Annotated in this window: 16 protein-coding genes; 10 read left to right on the top strand and 6 right to left on the bottom strand. The window is 69.3% G+C overall.

Annotated elements, in window-relative coordinates; translation table 11 throughout:
• The 4 genes from sufC to MCHLDSM_RS08460 are packed head-to-tail and all read right to left on the bottom strand — an operon-like array spanning position 1 to position 4262.
• Positions 1 to 771: a Fe-S cluster assembly ATPase SufC gene (gene sufC, locus MCHLDSM_RS08445; RefSeq protein WP_048469677.1), complete on the bottom strand. Its 771-nt coding sequence runs from the start codon at positions 769 to 771 to the stop codon at positions 1 to 3.
• A 2-nt stretch (positions 772 to 773) separates the two neighbouring features.
• On the bottom strand, positions 774 to 1964 hold the full coding sequence (sufD, locus tag MCHLDSM_RS08450; protein ID WP_048469678.1) for a Fe-S cluster assembly protein SufD: 1191 nt from the start codon (positions 1962 to 1964) through the stop codon (positions 774 to 776).
• A complete protein-coding gene (gene sufB / locus MCHLDSM_RS08455) occupies positions 1964 to 3403 on the bottom strand; it encodes a Fe-S cluster assembly protein SufB (protein WP_048469679.1) in 1440 nt (479 codons plus the stop codon). Before sufB ends, sufD begins: the two co-directional genes overlap by 1 nt.
• Positions 3404 to 3461: 58 nt before the next feature.
• Positions 3462 to 4262: a helix-turn-helix transcriptional regulator gene (locus MCHLDSM_RS08460; protein ID WP_048470237.1), complete on the bottom strand. Its 801-nt coding sequence runs from the start codon at positions 4260 to 4262 to the stop codon at positions 3462 to 3464.
• 51 nt (positions 4263 to 4313) lie between these two features.
• Here MCHLDSM_RS08460 and mptB point away from each other — a divergent pair, with 51 nt between their 5' ends.
• The 5 genes from mptB (at position 4314) to MCHLDSM_RS08485 (ending at position 10587) form a co-directional block, all read left to right on the top strand.
• Positions 4314 to 5972 (top strand): polyprenol phosphomannose-dependent alpha 1,6 mannosyltransferase MptB, encoded by a 1659-nt coding sequence (gene mptB / locus MCHLDSM_RS08465; protein WP_048469680.1) that lies wholly within the window; start codon positions 4314 to 4316, stop codon positions 5970 to 5972.
• On the top strand, positions 5969 to 6907 hold the full coding sequence (locus MCHLDSM_RS08470; RefSeq protein WP_197044850.1) for an ABC transporter ATP-binding protein: 939 nt from the start codon (positions 5969 to 5971) through the stop codon (positions 6905 to 6907). The genes mptB and MCHLDSM_RS08470 overlap by 4 nt, the downstream gene beginning before the upstream one ends.
• Positions 6904 to 7683 carry an ABC transporter permease gene (locus MCHLDSM_RS08475; RefSeq protein WP_048469682.1) on the top strand — a complete coding sequence of 260 codons (780 nt, stop codon included), beginning with the start codon at positions 6904 to 6906 and terminating at the stop codon, positions 7681 to 7683. The genes MCHLDSM_RS08470 and MCHLDSM_RS08475 overlap by 4 nt, the downstream gene beginning before the upstream one ends.
• Before the next feature lie 44 nt (positions 7684 to 7727).
• Positions 7728 to 8756, top strand: coding sequence for a COX15/CtaA family protein (locus tag MCHLDSM_RS08480; protein WP_048469683.1), 1029 nt, complete (start codon positions 7728 to 7730; stop codon positions 8754 to 8756).
• An 856-nt stretch (positions 8757 to 9612) separates the two neighbouring features.
• A complete protein-coding gene (locus MCHLDSM_RS08485) occupies positions 9613 to 10587 on the top strand; it encodes a quinone oxidoreductase family protein (protein ID WP_048469684.1) in 975 nt (324 codons plus the stop codon).
• On the opposite strand, the gene MCHLDSM_RS08490 is transcribed toward MCHLDSM_RS08485, so the two are convergent.
• Positions 10584 to 11531 (bottom strand): DUF1254 domain-containing protein, encoded by a 948-nt coding sequence (locus MCHLDSM_RS08490; RefSeq protein ID WP_048469685.1) that lies wholly within the window; start codon positions 11529 to 11531, stop codon positions 10584 to 10586. The two genes, MCHLDSM_RS08485 and MCHLDSM_RS08490, sit on opposite strands and share 4 nt — an antisense overlap.
• A 3-nt stretch (positions 11532 to 11534) precedes the next feature.
• Positions 11535 to 12479 (bottom strand): heme o synthase, encoded by a 945-nt coding sequence (locus MCHLDSM_RS08495; RefSeq protein WP_048469686.1) that lies wholly within the window; start codon positions 12477 to 12479, stop codon positions 11535 to 11537.
• A gap of 194 nt (positions 12480 to 12673) precedes the next feature.
• Between MCHLDSM_RS08495 and tkt the strand changes: the two genes are divergently transcribed.
• The 5 genes from tkt to pgl are packed head-to-tail and all read left to right on the top strand — an operon-like array spanning position 12674 to position 19080.
• The gene (gene tkt / locus MCHLDSM_RS08500; RefSeq protein ID WP_048470238.1) at positions 12674 to 14767 is read left to right on the top strand and encodes a transketolase; all 2094 of its coding nucleotides are present in this window, start codon (positions 12674 to 12676) and stop codon (positions 14765 to 14767) included.
• A 21-nt stretch (positions 14768 to 14788) separates the two neighbouring features.
• Positions 14789 to 15904, top strand: coding sequence for a transaldolase (gene tal / locus MCHLDSM_RS08505; RefSeq protein ID WP_048469687.1), 1116 nt, complete (start codon positions 14789 to 14791; stop codon positions 15902 to 15904).
• Positions 15905 to 15914: 10 nt separating this feature from the next.
• Complete coding sequence (gene zwf / locus MCHLDSM_RS08510) at positions 15915 to 17444, top strand: glucose-6-phosphate dehydrogenase (RefSeq protein WP_048417866.1); 1530 nt, start codon at positions 15915 to 15917, stop codon at positions 17442 to 17444.
• Positions 17441 to 18352, top strand: a complete 912-nt coding sequence (gene opcA, locus MCHLDSM_RS08515; RefSeq protein WP_048470239.1) for a glucose-6-phosphate dehydrogenase assembly protein OpcA — start codon at positions 17441 to 17443, stop codon at positions 18350 to 18352. The genes zwf and opcA overlap by 4 nt, the downstream gene beginning before the upstream one ends.
• Positions 18349 to 19080 (top strand): 6-phosphogluconolactonase, encoded by a 732-nt coding sequence (gene pgl / locus MCHLDSM_RS08520; protein ID WP_048469688.1) that lies wholly within the window; start codon positions 18349 to 18351, stop codon positions 19078 to 19080. Before opcA ends, pgl begins: the two co-directional genes overlap by 4 nt.
• Position 19081: the final 1 nt, after the last annotated feature.

Consider the following 19081-nt stretch of genomic DNA (forward strand, 5'->3'; position numbering starts at 1 on the left):
TCAGGCTCCGGCGGCGGCGGCCTGAGCGAAGCGCTCGTAGCCGTTCTCCTCGAGTTCGTCGGCCAGTTCCGGGCCACCGGACTCGATGATGCGGCCGCCCACGAACACGTGCACGAACTGGGGCCGGATGTAGCGCAGGATCCGGGTGTAGTGCGTGATCAGCAGCACGCCGGCGTCCTCGGCCTCGGCGTACCGGTTCACACCCTCGCTGACCACGCGCAGCGCGTCGACGTCCAGACCGGAATCGGTCTCGTCGAGGATCGCGATCTTCGGCTTGAGCAGCCCGAGCTGCAGGATCTCGTGGCGCTTCTTCTCACCGCCCGAGAAGCCCTCGTTGACGCTGCGTTCCCCGAAGGCCGGGTCGATGCCGAGGTCGGTCATCGCGCCCTTGACCTCCTTGACCCAGTGCCGCAGTTTCGGGGCCTCGCCGCGCACGGCGGTGGCGGCGGTGCGCAGGAAGTTCGACATCGAGACGCCGGGCACCTCGACGGGGTACTGCATGGCCAGGAATAGACCGGCGCGGGCCCGCTCGTCGACACTCATCTCGAGCACGTCCTCGCCGTCGAGCGTGATCGATCCGGAGGTGACGGTGTACTTCGGGTGGCCGGCGATGGCGTACGACAGCGTCGACTTGCCCGAGCCGTTGGGCCCCATCACCGCATGCGTCTCCCCCGAGTTCACGGTCAGGTTGACGCCCTTGAGGATCGGGATCTCCTCGCCCTCGGGGGTGATCACCGAGACGTGCAGGTCTTTGATGTCCAGAGTGGTCATGTTCAGTTACTTCTCGCTTCGGTGATGGCCAGTTCTCGTTCGATGGCTTCGGTCAGACGGTCGCGGACGGTCGGCACGGCGATCTTGGCGATGATCTCGTTGAAGAAGCCGCGGACCACCAGGCGCCGGGCCTGGTCCTCCGGGATGCCGCGCGCACGCAGATAGAACAGTTGCTCGTCGTCGAAACGACCGGTGGCGCTGGCGTGTCCGGCGCCGACGATCTCGCCCGTCTCGATCTCGAGGTTGGGCACGGAGTCGGCCCGGGCCCCGTCGGTCAGCACCAGATTGCGGTTGACCTCGAAGGTGTCGGTGCCGGCGGCCTCGGCCCGGATCAGCACGTCGCCCACCCAGACGGTGTGGGTGTCGGGTTTACGCGACTCCGGATCGCCTTGCAGCGCACCCTTGTACATGACGTTGGAGCGGCAGTTCGGCTGAGCGTGGTCGACCAGCAGCCGGGATTCGAGATGCTGGCCGTCGTCGGCGAAGTACAGCCCCAGCAGTTCGGCATCGCCGCCGGGCGCGGTGTAGCGGACGCGGCCGGTCATCCGGACGACGTCACCGCCGAGGGTGACCGCGGCGTGGCGCAGCACGGCGTCGCGGCCCAGCGCCGCGTGGTGGGTGCTGACGTGCACGACGTCGTCGGCCCAGTCGGCGATCCACACGACGCGCAGCGTCGCCGCGTCGCCGACGACGAATTCGACATTGTCGGCGTAGGTTCCGCTCCCGCGCTGGTCGATGACGACGACGGCCTCGGCCAGCTCGCCGACCCGGATCTGCAGGTGCCCGTATGCCGTCTCCCCCTCGCCGGGGCCGGTGATCGTGACCTCGATCGGGTCGCGCACCACGGCGTTCTTCGGGACGTCGATCAGCGTCGCGGAGGTGAACGACGAATAGGCCTGCGCGGCAACCCGATCGGCCGGCGCACCGGCCTCGCCGAGGCGGGCGTCATCGCGCGCAACGGTCTCCACGCGGACGTCGTCGGGCGCGGCGACCTCGATGGTCGCGGTGCCGGTCGCGACCGCCGAGCCGTCGTGCAGGCCGCGCAGCCGCTTGAGCGGCGTGAACCGCCAGATCTCGTCGCGACCGCCGGGCACCTCGAACGCATTCACGTCGAACGAGGTGAAGATCTCACCCTTGTTGGCCCCGGACAGTGCCGAACCCTCCACTGCCTCGGTCAGATTCGTGCCCGCCACTAGCCGACCGCGCCTTCCATCTGCAGCTCGATCAGCCGGTTGAGCTCCAGCGCGTACTCCATCGGCAGCTCCTTGGCGATCGGCTCGACGAAGCCGCGCACGACCATCGCCATCGCCTCGTCCTCCGTCAGCCCGCGGCTCATCAGATAGAACATCTGATCCTCGCTGACCTTGGACACGGTGGCTTCGTGGCCCATCGTGACGTCGTCCTCGCGGATGTCGACGTAGGGGTAGGTGTCGCTGCGGCTGATCGTGTCGACCAGCAGCGCATCGCATTTGACGCTCGAGCGTGACCCGTGCGCACCCTTGTTGACCTGGACCAGGCCGCGGTAGGACGCCCGGCCACCGCCGCGCGCCACCGACTTGGACACGATGTTGCTCGACGTGTTCGGCGCCAGGTGCAGCATCTTGGCGCCGGTGTCCTGGTGCTGGCCCTCGCCGGCGAACGCCACCGACAGCACCTCGCCCTTCGCGCGCTCACCGGTCATCCACACCGCCGGGTACTTCATCGTGACCTTGGAGCCGATGTTGCCGTCGACCCATTCCATGGTCGCGCCGGCCTCGGCGCGGGCCCGCTTGGTCACCAGGTTGTAGACGTTGTTCGACCAGTTCTGGATCGTGGTGTAACGGCAGCGACCGCCGGGCTTGACGATGATCTCGACGACCGCGCTGTGCAGCGAGTCGCTCTTGTAGATCGGCGCGGTGCAGCCCTCGACGTAGTGCACGTAGGCGTCCTCGTCGACGATGATCAGCGTGCGCTCGAACTGGCCCATGTTCTCGGTGTTGATCCGGAAGTAGGCCTGCAGCGGGATGTCGACGTGCACACCCTTCGGCACGTAGATGAACGAGCCGCCCGACCACACCGCGGTGTTCAGCGCCGAGAACTTGTTGTCGCCGGCCGGGATCACCGTGCCGAAGTACTCCCGGAACAGCTCCGGGTGCTCGCGCAGACCCGAGTCGGTGTCCAGGAAGATGACGCCCTGCGCCTCCAGATCCTCGCGGATCGAGTGGTAGACGACCTCGGACTCGTACTGCGCGGCCACACCGGAGACCAGGCGCTGCTTCTCCGCCTCGGGGATGCCGAGCCTGTCGTAGGTGTTCTTGATGTCGGCGGGCAGGTCGTCCCATGTGGCGGCCTGCTTCTCGCTGGACCGCACGAAGTACTTGATGTTGTCGAAGTGGATGCCGTCGAGGTTGGAACCCCAGTTGGGCATCGGCTTCTTGTCGAAGGTGCGCAGCGCCTTGAGGCGGATGTCGAGCATCCACTCGGGCTCGCTCTTCTTCGCCGAGATGTCCCGGACGACCGCCTCGGACAGGCCGCGCTGCGCGCTGGCCCCCGCGACGTCGGAGTCGGCCCAGCCGTAGCCGTACTTGCCCAGGGAGGCGATGGCCTCCTCCTGGGTCAACGCCTCGGGCTTGACCTCCGGTGTGAGTGTCATTGCGACACACTCCTTTTGTTCGTGTCGGGGCTTCGGCGCGGGCCGTGCGCCGAGGCTGTCATGCGGTCGGGTTCAGCGGGACGTGGGTGGTGCAGGCGCAGTCGCCGTTGACGATGGTCGCCAGTCTCTGCACATGGGTACCCAGTACCTCGGCCATCGCCTGCTGTTCGGCTTCACAGAGTTCGGGGAACTCCTCGGCGACGTGCGAGACCGGGCAGTGGTGCTGACAGATCTGCACCCCGCGCACCGGTCCGCGCACCTGGGTGGTCGTCGTGGCGTATCCGGCGCGGCTGAACGCGTCGGCGACCCGGTCGGCCGCGGCTTCGACGTCGTCGGGGCCCGCGCTGGCTGCGACCGGTTCGACACCGGCCAGGATCGTGTCGATGCGCCGGCGGGCGAAGGTGTGCACCGCGTCGTCACCGCCGATCTCGCGCAGCGCCCGCATGGCCGCCGAGGCCAGGTCGTCGTAGGTGTGCTCGAGTTTGGCGCGGCCGGCCGCGGTGAGCTGGTAGCGCTTGGCGGGCCTGCCGCGGCCCTCCTGCTGCCACGCCGCGGCCGACTTCGCCTGGGCGTCACCGGCCTCGATCAATGCGTCGAGGTGCCGGCGTACGCCGGCGGCCGAGAGCCCGAGGCGCTCGCCGATGCTGCCCGCCGTCGTCGGGCCCGACTCCAGCAGCAACTTGACGATCGCCGTCCTGGTGTCACCGTCGGCGGCATGCGGCGGCACCGTAGAGGGCGCCCCAGAAGGCGCCGTCGACGGCACAGTCGTGCCCTCCGGACGGATTTTCACAACACCAGTGTGACGCAATTCAGGGGACGGGTCCACCAAGGCCACCCTTATCGGCACCGTCGGGATCATCACACCGCGATGGCGGAAGGAGCGGGAATATCCGCCCGCTACGCTGCCTGAGTGGCAGCCCGCCGACATTCGCTCAGCACGTCGATCGCCGGCCTGCACGGCGATGAGCGGACCGTCGGCAGCCCCCTCGACGACGCCGAAGTCGTGGCGCTGCACCGCACCCGCCTGTTCGGGGCGACGGGCACGGTGCTGATGGCGATCGGCGCCCTGGGCGCCGGCGCACGACCCGTGGTCCAGGATCCCACGTTCGGGGTCCGGCTGCTCAACCTGCCGTCCCGCATCCAGACGGTCTCACTCACCATGACGACCACCGGCGCGGTGATGATGACGCTGGCCTGGCTGATGCTCGGCCGCTTCGCGCTGGGCAAGCGGCGGATGACGCGCAGCCAGGTCGACCGCACGCTGCTGCTGTGGGCGCTGCCGCTGCTGATCGCGCCGCCGATGTACAGCAAGGACGTCTACTCCTACCTCGCGCAGAGCGAGATCTCGCTGCAGGGCAGCGACCCCTACCGGGTGGGACCGGCACCCGGCCTGGGCCTCGACCATGTGTTCACGCTGTCGGTGCCGAGCCTGTGGCGGGAGACCCCCGCGCCGTACGGACCGCTGTTCCTGTGGATCGGGCGCGGCATCTCGGCGATCACCGGGGAGAACATCGTCGAGGCGGTGCTCTTCCACCGGCTCATGGTGCTGCTGGGGGTCGGCCTGATCGTCTGGGCCACGCCCCGGCTGGCACGCCGCTGCGGTGTCGCCGAGGTCAGTGCGCTGTGGCTGGGCGCGACCAACCCGCTGCTGTTCATGCACCTGGTGGCCGGCATCCACAACGAGGCGCTGATGCTCGGGCTGATGCTCGCCGGAACCGAGTTCGCGCTGCGCGGCATCGCGGCGATCTCGAGTTCGGCGGTGGCCGCGCGCGGCCGCTGGTACGCCCCCGGCATGCTGCTGGCCGGCACGGTGCTGATCACGATGTCCTCGCAGGTGAAGCTGCCGGGCCTGCTGGCGCTGGGGTTCGTCGCGATGGCGCTGGCGAACCGCTGGGGCGGCACCGTGAAGGCGTTCTTCCTCGCCGGCGGCGCGCTGGGCGCCGTGTCGCTGGCGGTGATGGCGCTGATCGGCTGGGCCAGCGGCCTCGGGTTCGGCTGGCTGTTCACGCTGGGCACCGCGAACGTCGTGCGCAGCTGGATGTCGCCGCCGACGCTGCTGGCGCTGGGCACCGGGCAGGTCGGCATCCTGCTCGGCCTCGGCGACCACACCACCGCCGTCCTGGCGCTGACCCGTGCCATCGGTGTGAGCCTGATCGCGATCATCGTCACCTGGCTGCTGTTCGCGGTGCTGCGCGGCCGGCTGCACCCGGTCGGCGGCCTGGGCGTCGCGCTCGGGGTGACCGTGCTGCTGTTCCCCGTCGTCCAGCCCTGGTACCTGCTGTGGGCGATCATCCCGCTCGCCGCGTGGGCCACCCGGCCGGGATTCCGCGCCGCGGTCATCGCGGTCACGCTGATCGTCGGGATCTTCGGCCCCACCGCCAACGGCGACCGGTTCGCCCTGTTCCAGATCGTGCTGGCGACGCTGGCCAGCACCGTGATCGTGCTGGCCCTGATCGCGATGACCTACCGGTGGCTGCCGTGGCGGGCGGTGCCGAAGGCGGCGTCGGGCCGGGTGGACGAGCCGGTCGCGCCGCCTGCGAAGTCCGACGCCTACGCTGAATCTCCGTGACCCCCCACCCCGCTTCGTCGATCCCCGTGCGGCTGCGTGGTGTGCGCAAGCAGTACGGCTCGACGGTGGCGGTGTCCGACCTCGACCTCGACGTCGGTCCCGCCGAAGTCTTCGCCCTGCTCGGCCCGAACGGGGCCGGGAAGACCACCACGGTCGAGATGTGCGAAGGGTTCCTGCGGCCCGACGGCGGCACGATCGAGATCCTGGGGCTGGATCCGGTGTCCGACAACGCCGCGGTGCGTGCGCGCACCGGCGTGATGCTGCAGGGCGGCGGTGCCTATCCGGCCGCCCGCGCGGGCGAGATGCTCGACCTCGTCGCCTCCTACGCGGCCAACCCGCTGGATCCGAAGTGGCTGCTCGACACGCTCGGCCTGACCGACTCGGCGCGCACCACCTACCGTCGGCTCTCCGGCGGCCAGCAGCAGCGGCTCGCGCTCGCGTGCGCCGTCGTCGGACGGCCCGAACTGGTGTTCCTCGACGAACCGACGGCCGGGATGGACGCGCACGCCCGCCTGGTGGTGTGGGAGCTGATCGACGCGCTGCGCCGCGACGGCGTCACCGTCGTGCTGACCACCCACCAGCTCACCGAGGCCGAGGAACTGGCCGACCGCATCCTGATCATCGACCGCGGCGCGGCCGTCGCGAGCGGCACCCCGACGGAGTTGATGCGCAACGGCGCCGAGAACCAGCTGCGGTTCCGTGCGCCCCGCATGCTCGACCTGTCGCTGCTGATCGCCGCGCTCCCGGAGAGTTACCGGGCCACCGAGACGTCTCCGGGCGAGTACCTCGTCGAGGGCCGCATCGACCCGCAGGTCCTGGCGACCGTCACCGCGTGGTGCGCCCGGCTCGATGTGCTGGCCACCGACATGCGGGTCGAGCAGCGCAGCCTCGAGGACGTCTTCCTCGAACTGACGGGGCGGGAGTTGCGCAAATGACCCAGCCGAATCGCTTCGCGCCGGGCACGTTCCGTCCCGATCCGCGCCCGGCCGCGGTGCCGCGGATGCTGACCGCGCAGTACGGGCTGGAGCTGCGGCTGCTGCTGCGCAACGGCGAGCAGCTGCTGCTGACGATGTTCATCCCCATCACGCTGCTGATCGGGCTGACGCTGCTGCCGCTGGGCTCGTTCGGCCCCGACCGCGCAGCGACGTTCGCACCCGCGATCATGGCGCTGGCCGTCATCTCCACCGCCTTCACCGGCCAGGCGATCGCCGTCGCGTTCGACCGCCGCTACGGCGCGCTCAAGCGACTCGGCGCCACGGCACTGCCCGTGTGGGGCATCATCGCCGGCAAGTCGCTGGCCGTCGTGACCGTGGTGTTCCTGCAGTCCATCCTGCTCGGCGTGATCGGCGTCGCGCTGGGCTGGCGGCCCGCGGTGGCCGGGCTGGCGCTGGGCGCCGTGATCATCGCAGTGGGCACGGCGGTGTTCGCCGCGCTGGGTCTGCTGCTGGGCGGCACGCTCAAAGCCGAGATCGTGCTCGCGGTCGCCAACCTGATGTGGTTCGTGTTCGCCGGGCTGGGCGCGCTGACCGTGGAGGGCCCCGTCGTCCCGCGCGCCGTCCGGTGGGTGGCGCGGCTGACTCCGTCGGGTGCGCTGACCGAGGCGCTGACCCGGGCGATGACGCTGTCGGTGGACTGGTTCGGCCTCGCGGTGCTGGCGGTCTGGGGGGCGGTCGCCGCCCTGTGCGCGCTGCGCTGGTTCCGCTTCACCTGAGCCCCTACTACGAGCGGTAGTTCGCCGGGCTCTACCATCGACACGTGCCCGTCGGACGAATTTTCCTGCGGCTCGTCGACCTGCTCCCCGAACCCAGCCTGCGGGTGCAGCGCATCGTCGCCGCGGCCGTGATCCTGACCCAGGGCGGCATCGCCGTCACCGGGGCCATCGTCCGCGTCACCGCCTCCGGGCTGGGCTGCCCGACCTGGCCGCAGTGCTTCCCCGGAAGTTTCACGCCGGTGCCGCACGCCGAGGTGCCCGTCATCCACCAGGCCGTCGAGTTCGGCAACCGGTTGATCACGTTCCTCGTCGTGCTGACCGCGGCCGCCGCCGTGCTCGCGGTCACCCGGGCCCGCCGCCGCCGCGAGGTGCTGATCTACGCGTGGCTGATGCCGGCGTCGACGGTGCTGCAGGCCGTCATCGGGGGCATCACCGTGCTCACCGGGCTGCTGTGGTGGACCGTGGCCGTGCACCTGCTCGTGTCGATGGCGATGGTGTGGCTGGCGGTGCTGCTCTACGTCAAGATCGGGCAACCGGACGACGGGGTACCTGTGCGACGGGCGCCGAAACCGTTGCGCCAGTTGACCGCGCTGTGCGGCGTCACACTGTCGGCCGTCCTGGTCACCGGAACGATGGTCACCGGCGCGGGCCCGCACGCCGGCGACAAGAGCGTCGAGCGGCCGGTGCCGCGCCTGCAGGTCGAGATCACCACGCTCGTGCACCTGCACTCGTCGCTGCTGGTGGCGTATCTGGCGCTGCTGATCGGGCTGGCGTTCGGTCTGGTCGCGGCCCGCACGTCGCGGCCGGTGCTGCGGCGGCTCGGCGTCCTGGTGGCGCTGGTCGTCGCGCAGGGCCTGCTCGGTGCGGTGCAGTTCAACGCCGGGGTGCCCGCCGTCCTGGTGGCCTTCCACGTCGCGGGGGCGGCGGCCTGTACCGCGGCGACGGCCGCGCTATGGGCGTCGATGCGCGAACGGGCCCAGCCCGAACTCCTCGAGCGCCGACTCGACACCGAGGGCGAAGAGGCGCTGCTGCCGGGCCCGGGCGGTGCGGTCGAGCTGCCGCCAACCCAGTGACGGCTCGACCAGTTCGAGCTCGAGCACGGCCGGGGCCGCGGCGTCGCCGAGCACGTCCACGCGTGCGTACAGCAGATCGCTGACCCGGATGCCCAGATGCCCGGCCGCAGCGGCCAGCGCCGCGTGCCCGAGGTCCCACAGCTCGAAATCCGGATCGGCGGGTCGGAGCCGTTCCTCGGCGTAGGTGCCCGACTCGTCGAACACCGGCGCCTGCCCCGGCGCGGGCAGCATCGGCCCCTTGGTGAACGCGTGCGACTGCTCCCCGCGGAGGAACACGAGCGCGGTCTCGCCGTCGGCCACCCGCGGATCGAACGGCTGCACCAGCGCGGTCTGACCCTCGCTCTGCAGCGCGGCGGCGTGCGCGCGTGCCGCGTCGGCGTCCCGAAAGCGCAACGCGCCCACCGATCCCGCGCCGACAGCCGGCTTCACCACCACCTCCCCGTCCGGGATGTGCGCCCGCTCGCCCGGAGCGAAGAACCCGCTCGGCACCGTCGGCACGCCGGCGGCGGCCAGGTCGGCCAGGTAGTGCTTGTCGGTGTTCCACGCCACGACCGCCGGCGGGTTGAGCAGGTGCGGCACCCGCCGCGTCCAGGCGAGGAACTCCTCGAGCCGCTCGGTGTAGTCCCACGTCGCCCGCAGGATCACCAGGTCGGCACGCAGCGTCGCGGGGTCGTCCCAGGACAGCCAGCGCGGATGCAGACCTCGTGCGCGCAGCGCCTCCACCAACCCCGCGTCATCGCCGTCGCCCTCGGGCAGCGCCGGGCAGCCGGCCAGCACGATGCGGGGGTGGAAGACGTCCGGACGCGCGAGCTTCATGGCCGGACCGATGCTACCGAGGAAGGCATGATGGGTACCTATGTACGCCATCGAAGTCGCCGAGACCGGCGGGCCAGAAGTCCTGTCCTACGTCGAGAAGCCGCAGCCCGCTCCCGGACCGGGCGAGGTGCTGATCAAGGCCGAGGCGATCGGCGTCAACTTCATCGACACGTACTTCCGCTCGGGCCTGTATCCGCGTGAGCTGCCGTTCGTCGTCGGCACCGAGGTCTGCGGCACCATCGAGGCGGTCGGCGACGAGGTGGCGGCGCTGAACGTCGGCGACCGCGTCGTCACCGCCCAGGCCCAGGGGGCCTACGCCGAGTACTGCGTGGCGCCCGCGGATTTCGTCGCCTACGTCCCCGAGGGGGTGGCGCCCGAGGTCGCCGCCTCGGCGCTGCTGAAGGGGATGACGGCGCACTACCTGATCAAGTCGACGTACCCGATCCAGCAGGGCGACACCGTGCTGGTGCACGCCGGCGCCGGGGGCGTCGGGCTGATCCTGACGCAGTGGGCGACCAGCCTGGCGACGTCGGTGATCACGACGGTCTCCACCCCGGACAAGGCCGAATTGTCGCGGCAGGCCGGCGCGGTCGAGGTGCTCGACTACCCGGACGATCCGCAGGCCTTCGGCGCCCGCATCCGCGAGCTGACCGACGGCAACGGCGTAGCGGCCGTGTACGACGGTGTCGGCGCGTCGACGTTCGAGGCGAGTCTGGCCAGCCTCGCGGTGCGCGGCACCCTGGCGTTGTTCGGCGCGGCCAGCGGGCCGGTGCCGCCGTTCGATCCGCAGCGGCTCAACGCCGCGGGCTCGGTGTTCCTGACCCGGCCGAACCTTGCGCATCACACCCGCACGCCCGACGAATTCTCTTGGCGCGCAGGCGAGTTGTTGACCGCGATCGCCGACGGCACGCTGACGGTGACGGTGAGCAACCGGTACGACCTGCGCGACGCCGAGCAGGCGCACCGCGACCTGCAGGGCCGCAAGACGGTCGGTTCGGTGGTGCTCGTCCCCTAGACCGGTTCGGCTGCCGGGAACGTCCACGTCCCGTCCAACACCTCGGGGCGCGGACGGTACAGGCGCACCAGATAATTCCAGCCGGCAGTGACGGGCAGACAGTTGGTGGCGACGCCGTCGCAGCCGCCGAACTGCACCGTCACCGTGCCATCGGGGTCTGGGACGGCCGTGATGTTGTTGACCGAGTACGCGTTCGCGGGATTCGCGGTGAAGTAGCCCTCGGCGTTGTACACGGTGATCGACCAGAAGCCGTCGACGGGTACATCACCGACCGTCAGCCGGTGCACCGTCGTCCCGTCGTTGGCCGCCGGGTTCACGGTGAGATACAGCGCGTCGCGTTCGGGGTTGCCGCCCCAGGCCGCCGCCGCGCCGATCAGCCGTCGGACCGGGTCGACGTCGCCCTCCCGGCCGAACATGCCTTTCGAGTCGGGCAGCGTCGAGAACAGCGTCAGGAGCGCGTCGCGGACCTGCTTCTGGCTGTCGGGATCCCACTCGGGGACCTCGAAGCGGCCCGGGGCGATCTGGTCGACCGTGAGGGCGTCCTGCAGCGCGTGCACAGCGTCGAGATCTTCGGGGTCACTGGGATCGACGAGGATGCGGACGGCGAGCATCACGTAGCGGGTGCCGATCTCCTGCCTGTCGACGGTGTGCCGGCCCGCGGTGTAGACCACCTCGGGGACGTACTGGTCCTCGGTGATCACCTGCATGGCCATGAACCGGCCACCGGCGTCGGGAAGGGTGACTGTCACCGGCCCGGCGTCGAGGTCGAACACCGCGGCGGAGTACAGCGTGTCGCGGTTCTGCCGCACCACGAGCTGATCGTCCAGTGGCCCGAAGTCGCGGAAGTGGACGAACTGCCCCAGTCCGGCGGCGCCGACGATGTTGCCGAAGTAGACGTCGCTCTCCGCACGGATGAAGTTGTCCGGCGAAACGTGGACGGACACGGTCTAGAGGTGCAGCAGCGTCGGCAGGTTCAGCGCCGAGTCGACGGCCAGCGCGCAGAACACGACGGCCAGGTAGTTGTTCGACTGCAGGAACAGTCGCAGCGGCTTGACCGGCTCGCCGCGCCGCACGCCGGCGTACAGCTGGTGGGCCATCACCAGGAACCAGGTGCCCGCCAGGATCGCCACCGACGCGTACAGCCATCCGGTGGCCAGGGCCAGCGCCAGCGTCGCGATGACGGTCAGCCAGGTGTAGATCAGGATCTGCTTGGTGACCTGCTGCTCGGTGGCCACCGCAGGCAGCATCGGCACACCGGCCGCCTTGTAGTCCTCCTTGTAGCGCATCGCCAGCGCCCAGGTGTGCGGCGGAGTCCAGAAGAAGATGATCAGGAACATCACCAGGGCCGGCCACTGGATCGTGCCGGTCACCGCCGACCAGCCGATCATCACCGGCATGCAGCCGGCGGCCCCGCCCCACACGACGTTCTGCGAGGTCCGGCGCTTCAGCAGGAGCGTGTACACCAGCACGTAGAACGCGATCGTGGCGCCGGCCAGGTGCGCCGACAGCATGTTGGTGGTCCACCACAGCCAGAAGAACGATCCGACCGACAGTGCCAGCCCGAACACCAGCGCATGGCTGCGCGGCACGGTCGCCCGCGCCAACGCCCGGCCCTCGGTGCGCTTCATCACCTTGTCGATGTCGGCATCAGCGACGCAGTTGAGGGTGTTCGCGCCAGCGGCGGCCAGCAGGCCGCCGAACATCGTGTTCAGGATCAGCAGCGGATCCACGCTGCCGCGGTGGGCCAGCAGCATCGCGGGAATCGTGGTGACGAGCAGCAGCTCGATCACGCGCGGCTTGGTCAGCCCCAGGTAGCCCAGCAGCGTGGTGCGGAGGCCGTGAGCCTTCGCGTCGGCCGAATCCCCGACGAGGTGGCCTTCGCGGATCCTCACGCAACCAACTCCTTCTCGCCGGAGCCCGTCCAGCACGGCATCTACTACAGGCGATGGTAGACCGCCGGTGTCCGTCACCGAAATCGCAGGGTCGAATCCGCTGCCGGTGGGATGACCCCTGCGTCCCCAGTGCGTTGCGCACTAGGGTGGTTCCTGCGGACCGACACGCCCCACCAAGTCAAGGAGTGCGCCTCGTGACCACGCTCGAAGAGATCTCTTCGCTGACCCGACCCAACCATCCCGACGACTGGACCGACCTCGATTCGCGGGCGGTGGACACCGTCCGCGTGCTCGCCGCCGACGCCGTCCAGAAGGTCGGCAACGGGCATCCGGGGACGGCGATGAGCCTGGCGCCCCTGGCGTACACGCTGTTCCAGCGCCAGATGCGCCACGACCCCAGCGACGTGCACTGGCTCGGCCGCGACCGGTTCGTGCTGTCCTGCGGGCATTCCAGCCTCACGCTGTACATCCAGCTCTATCTCGGCGGGTTCGGGCTCGAACTGTCCGACATCGAGTCGCTGCGGACCTACAAGTCCAAGACCCCCGGTCACCCCGAGTTCCGCCACACCAAGGGTGTGGAGATCACGACGGGCCCGCTCGGTCAGGGGCTGGCGTCGGCGGTGGGGATGGCGATGGCGTCGCGCTACGAACGCGGCCTGTTCGACCCGGACGCACCGGCCGGTGAGAGCCCGTTCGACCACTTCATCTACGTCATCGCCTCCGACGGCGACATCGAGGAGGGCGTCACCAGCGAGGCATCCTCGCTGGCGGGCACGCAGCAGCTCGGCAATCTGATCGTGTTCTACGACAAGAACCAGATCTCCATCGAGCACGACACCAACATCGCGCTGAGCGAGGACGTCGTCGCGCGGTACCGGGCCTACGGCTGGCACGTGCAGGAGGTCGAGGGCGGCGAGAACGTCGTCGGTATTGAGCAGGCCATCGCCGAAGCCAAGAAGGTGACCGACAAGCCGTCGTTCATCGCCGTGCGCACGATCATCGGCTACCCGGCCCCCAACAAGATGAACACCGGCGGCGTGCACGGCTCGGCGCTGGGCGATGACGAGGTCGCCGCGACCAAGAAGATCCTCGGCTTCGACCCGGACAAGACCTTCGAGGTCAGCGAGGACGTCATCACCCACACCCGCGGCCTGGTCGGGCGCGGCAAGGAGGCCCACGACGCCTGGCAGCAGGACTTCGACGCCTGGGCGAAGCGCGAGCCCGAGCGCAAGAAGCTGCTCGACCGGCTCACCGCCGAGGAGCTGCCGGAGGGCTGGGACGCCGACATCACGCACTGGGAGCCCGGTTCCAAGGCCGTCGCCACCCGCGCCGCGTTCGGTCAGGTGCTCAACGACGTCGCCCCCAAGCTTCCGGAGCTGTGGGGCGGCTCGGCCGACCTGGCGGGCAGCAACAACACCACGATCAAGGGCGTGAAGTCGTTCGGCCCGCCGTCGATCTCGACATCGGACTTCGAGGCCGACTGGTACGGCCGGGTGCTGCACTTCGGTATCCGCGAGCACGCGATGGGCGCGATCCTGTCGGGCATCGTGCTGCACGGCCCCACCCGCGCGTTCGGCGGCACCTTCCTGCAGTTCTCGGACTACATGCGTCCGTCGGTGCGACTGGCCTCGCTGATGGACATCGACACCATCTACATCTGGACGCACGATTCGATCGGCCTCGGCGAGGACGGCCCCACCCACCAGCCGATCGAACATCTCGCGGCGTTGCGCGCCATCCCGAACCTGTCGGTGGTGCGCCCGGGCGACCCGAACGAGACCGCCTACGCGTGGCGCAGCATCGTGGCCCGCGGCAACGGCAGCGGCCCGGTCGGTTTCATCCTGACCCGTCAGGGCATCCCGGTGCTGGAGGGCACCAGCGCCGAAGGTGTCGAGAAGGGCGGTTACGTGCTCGGCGGCGGCTCCCCCGCCGACGATGCCGACGTCATCCTGATCGCGACGGGCTCCGAACTGCAGATCGCGGTCGAGGCGCAGAAGATGTTGCGCGAGAAGGACATCTCGGCCTACGTCGTGTCGATGCCGTGCCTCGAGTGGTTCGAGTCGCAGCCCAAGGAGTACCGCGACAGCGTGCTGCCACCGCGGGTGTCGGCACGCGTGGCCATCGAGGCGGCGGTCGCGCAGAGCTGGTACAAGATCGTCGGCGACACCGGCGAGATCATCTCCATCGAGCACTACGGCGAGTCGGCCGACGACAAGACCCTGTTCCGCGAATTCGGGTTCACTCCAGAAGCAGTGGTGGCCGCAGCGGAACGCAGCATTGCGAACTAGCCAGCGATAAGAGGAATTGACATGACCCAGAACCAGAACTTGGCGACGCTGTCCGCCGCAGGCGTCTCGGTGTGGCTCGACGACCTGTCCCGGGAGCGGCTGCAGACCGGCAACCTGCAGGAGCTGATCGACACGAAGTCCGTGGTCGGCGTGACCACGAACCCGTCGATCTTCCAGGCGGCACTGTCCAAGGGCGACGCCTACGACAGCCAGATCAAAGGGCTCGCCGAGCGGGGCGCCGACGTCGACGCCACCATCCGCACGGTCACCACCGACGACGTCCGCAACGCATGTGACGTCTTCGCCAAGGTCTACGAGCAGTCCGGCGGAGTCGACGGCCGGGTGTCCATCGAGGTGGACCCGCGGCTGGCGCACGACACCGACAAGACGATCCTGCAGGCGATCGAGCTGTGGAAGATCGTCGACCGGCCCAACCTGCTGATCAAGATCCCCGCCACCGAAGCCGGCCTGCCGGCGATCACTGCGGTGATCGCCGAGGGCATCTCGGTCAACGTGACGCTGATCTTCTCGGTGGAGCGCCACCGCGCGGTGATGGACGCCTACCTGGCGGGCCTGGAGAAGGCCAAGGAGGCCGGCCACGACCTGTCCCGGATCCATTCCGTCGCATCGTTTTTCGTGTCTCGCGTGGACACCGAGATCGACAAGCGGCTCGAGGACATCGGCACCGACGAGGCGCTCGCGCTGCGCGGCAAGGCCGGAGTGGCCAACGCCCGGCTGGCCTACGCCGCCTACGAGGAGGTCTTCCTCGGTGGTGACCGGTTCTCGGCGCTGAGCTCTTCCGGTGCGCGCGTGCAGCGGCCGCTGTGGGCGTCGACCGGCGTGAAGAACCCCGACTACTCCGACACGCTGTACGTCACCGAGCTGGTCGCCCCGAACACGGTGAACACCATGCCGGAGAAGACGATCGTTGCGGTGGCCGACCACGGCGTGGTCACCGGGGACACCGTCACCGGCCGGGGCGCCGAATCCCAGGAGGTCTTCGACTCGCTCTCGGCGGTCGGCATCGACCTGACCGACGTGTTCCTGGTCCTCGAGAACGAGGGTGTGGAGAAGTTCGAGAAGTCGTGGCACGAGCTGCTCGAAGCCACCCAGGGCCAGCTCGACGACAAGAAGTGACCTCATACCGATGAGCGAAGCTTGGCAGAACCCGTTGCGGGACAAGCGCGACAAGCGCATGCCCCGCATCGCGGGCCCGTGCAGCGTGGTGATCTTCGGCGTCACCGGTGACCTCGCCCGCAAGAAGCTGATGCCGGCGATCTACGACCTGGCCAACCGCGGGCTGCTGCCGCCGTCGTTCGCTCTGGTGGGGTTCGCCCGAAGGGACTGGGCCGACCAGGATTTCAGTCAGGTCGTCCTCGATGCGGTCAAGCAACACGCCCGCACCCCGTTCCGCCAGGAGGTCTGGGACCGGTTGGCCGAGGGGATCCGCTTCGTCCAGGGCACCTTCGACGACGCGAAGGCGTTCGAGGATCTGGCGGAGACGCTCGCCAAGCTCGACGCCGAACGCGGGACCGGTGGTAATCACGCGTTCTACCTGTCGATTCCGCCCAAGGCGTTCCCGCAGGTGCTCGAACAGCTGTCGAGGACGGGTCTGGCGAAGAAGTCCGAGGGCGGCTGGAGCCGCGTGGTCATCGAGAAGCCGTTCGGTCACGATCTCGAGAGCGCCGAGGAACTCAACGCGATCGTGAACAACGTCTTCCCGGAATCGTCGGTGTTCCGCATCGACCATTACCTGGGCAAGGAGACCGTCCAGAACATCCTGGCGCTGCGTTTTGCCAACGAGCTCTTCGAGCCGGTGTGGAACGCGCACTACGTGGACAGCGTGCAGATCACCATGGCCGAGGACATCGGGCTGGGCGGCCGTGGCGGGTACTACGACGGGGTCGGCGCCGCGCGTGACGTGATCCAGAACCACCTGCTGCAATTGTTGGCGCTCACCGCCATGGAGGAGCCGGTCAGCTTCTCCCCCGACGAACTGCAGGCCGAGAAGATCAAGGTGCTCTCGGCGAGCAGGCTCGCTGAGCCACTGGACGAAACCACCTCGCGCGGCCAGTACACCGCGGGCTGGCAGGGCGGCGAGCGGGTGGTCGGGCTGCTGGAGGAGGAGGGATTCTCCAAGGACTCGACCACCGAGACCTTCGCGGCGATCACCGTGGACGTCGACACCCGGCGCTGGGCGGGCGTTCCGTTCTACCTGCGCACCGGAAAACGGCTGGGCCGCAGGGTCACCGAGATCGCGCTCATCTTCAAGCGAGCGCCGCACCTGCCCTTCGACGCCACCATGACCGAGGAGCTCGGACAGAACGCCCTGGTGATCCGGGTCCAGCCGGACGAGGGCATCACGCTGCGCTTCGGGTCCAAGGTTCCCGGCAACCTGATGGAAGTCCGCGATGTCAGCATGGACTTCTCGTACGGCTCGGCGTTCGCCGAAGAGTCACCCGAGGCCTACGAACGGTTGATCCTCGACGTGCTGCTCGGTGAGCCATCGCTGTTCCCGGTCAATCAGGAGGTCGAATTGGCTTGGCGCATCCTGGATCCCGCCTTGGAGTACTGGGCATCGCATGGAAAACCCGACCCGTACGAAGCGGGCGGCTGGGGGCCTGACTCGGCGTTCGAGATGTTGCGTCGCTCCGGTCGCGAATGGAGGCGGCCATGATCCTCGACCTGCCGGACACCACGACCGACGTCATCAACAAGAAGATCATCGCGCTCCGCGAAGAGGGCGGGGCGATCACGCTCGGCCGGGTGCTGACACTCGTCATCGCCCCGACCACCGAAGCGCTGCTCGAGGAGTCGATCGAGGCGGCCAACGCGGCCAGCCGCGAGCATCCGTGCCGTGTCGTGGTGGTCGCACCGGGTGACCGGCTGGCCGACAAGGCCCGGCTCGACGCGCAGGTGCGGGTGGGCCGCGACGCCGGCGCCAACGAGGTCGTCTGCCTGCGGCTCTCCGGCCCTCTGGCCGCTCATGCCAGCAGCGTCGTCATGCCGTTCCTCCTGCCGGACACACCTGTCGTCACGTGGTGGCCGGATGTGGCGCCCGACGTCCCCGCCGAGGACCCCCTCGGCAAGCTGGCTCTGCGCCGTATCACCGATGCCACCAACGCCCCCGATCCGCTGGCATCGATCAAGGGCCGCCTGAAGGGCTACACCCCCGGTGACACCGACCTGGCGTGGAGCCGGATCACCTACTGGCGGGCGCTGCTGACGTCGGCGGTCGACCTTCCGCCGCACGAGCCGATCACGTCGGCGACGGTGTCCGGCCTGGCGACAGAACCGGCGCTCGACCTGCTCGCGGGCTGGTTGGCTCACCGCATCGACGGTCCGGTTCGCCGTGCCGTCGGTGAACTCAAGGTGGAACTGGTTCGCGACAGCGACACGATCACACTGAGCCGGCCCCAGGACGGCGTCACCGCGAAGCTCACCCGCACAGCTCGACCCGAGTCGCTGGTTCCGTTGGCGCGCAGGGAAACTCGCGAGTGCCTGGCCGAAGACATGCGGCGCCTAGACGCCGACGAGATCTACCACGAGGCCCTGCAGGGCATCGAGAAAGTGCAGTACGTGTGAGCACAGTCGTGGAGCGCTACCCCGACAAGGACACATTGGTGAGGGCCGCCAGGGACCGTCTGGTTGACGCGATCACCGCGGCCGTTGCGGCACGGGGGCAGGCCAGCGTGGTGTTGACCGGCGGTGGCACCGGCATCGGGATGCTCGAGCGGGTCAAGGAGCGCAGCGACGAGATCGACTGGCCGAAGGTCCACGTGTACTGGGGCGATGAGCGGTTCGTGCCCGCAGACGACGACGAACGCAACGACAAACAGGCACGCGAGGCGCTGCTGAGCCACATCGACATCCCCGAGGTCAACGTCCACGCGATCGCGGCCAGTGACGGCGAGTTCGGCGACGACCTGGAGGCCGCGGCCGCCGGCTACGAGCAGTTGCTCGACGAGACGTTCGCCGAGGCTGCAACCGAATTCGACGTGCATCTGCTGGGCATGGGGCCCGAGGGGCACGTCAACTCGCTGTTCCCGGACACTGCTGCCGTGCAGGAGACCGAGCGGCTGGTCGTCGGGGTGACCGACTCCCCCAAGCCGCCGCCGCGACGGATCACGTTGACACTGCCCGCCGTTGCGCGTTCCCGCGAGGTGTGGCTGGTGGTGTCGGGCGAGGGCAAGGCCGATGCGGTGGCGGCTGCGCTCGGCGGCGCCGCCCCTGTCGACATCCCCGCGGCGGGCGCGGTCGGACGCGAGGCCACGGTGTGGCTGCTCGACGAGGCTGCCGCGTCCCAGCTGTAGC

The organism is Mycolicibacterium chlorophenolicum (genome assembly GCF_001044235.1).
Classification (GTDB): domain Bacteria; phylum Actinomycetota; class Actinomycetes; order Mycobacteriales; family Mycobacteriaceae; genus Mycobacterium; species Mycobacterium chlorophenolicum.

What these genes read in the sequence shown, in the direction of transcription:
- MCHLDSM_RS08475 (WP_048469682.1), top strand. Translation starts at nt 6,904, where the DNA reads ATGACCCAGCCGAATCGCTTCGCGCCGGGCACGTTCCGTCCCGATCCG.
- MCHLDSM_RS08485 (WP_048469684.1), top strand. Translation starts at nt 9,613, where the DNA reads ATGTACGCCATCGAAGTCGCCGAGACCGGCGGGCCAGAAGTCCTGTCC.
- opcA (WP_048470239.1), top strand. Translation starts at nt 17,441, where the DNA reads ATGATCCTCGACCTGCCGGACACCACGACCGACGTCATCAACAAGAAG.
- sufB (WP_048469679.1), bottom strand. Translation starts at nt 3,403, where the DNA reads ATGACACTCACACCGGAGGTCAAGCCCGAGGCGTTGACCCAGGAGGAG.
- tal (WP_048469687.1), top strand. Translation starts at nt 14,789, where the DNA reads ATGACCCAGAACCAGAACTTGGCGACGCTGTCCGCCGCAGGCGTCTCG.
- sufC (WP_048469677.1), bottom strand. Translation starts at nt 771, where the DNA reads ATGACCACTCTGGACATCAAAGACCTGCACGTCTCGGTGATCACCCCC.
- zwf (WP_048417866.1), top strand. Translation starts at nt 15,915, where the DNA reads ATGAGCGAAGCTTGGCAGAACCCGTTGCGGGACAAGCGCGACAAGCGC.
- MCHLDSM_RS08460 (WP_048470237.1), bottom strand. Translation starts at nt 4,262, where the DNA reads ATGATCCCGACGGTGCCGATAAGGGTGGCCTTGGTGGACCCGTCCCCT.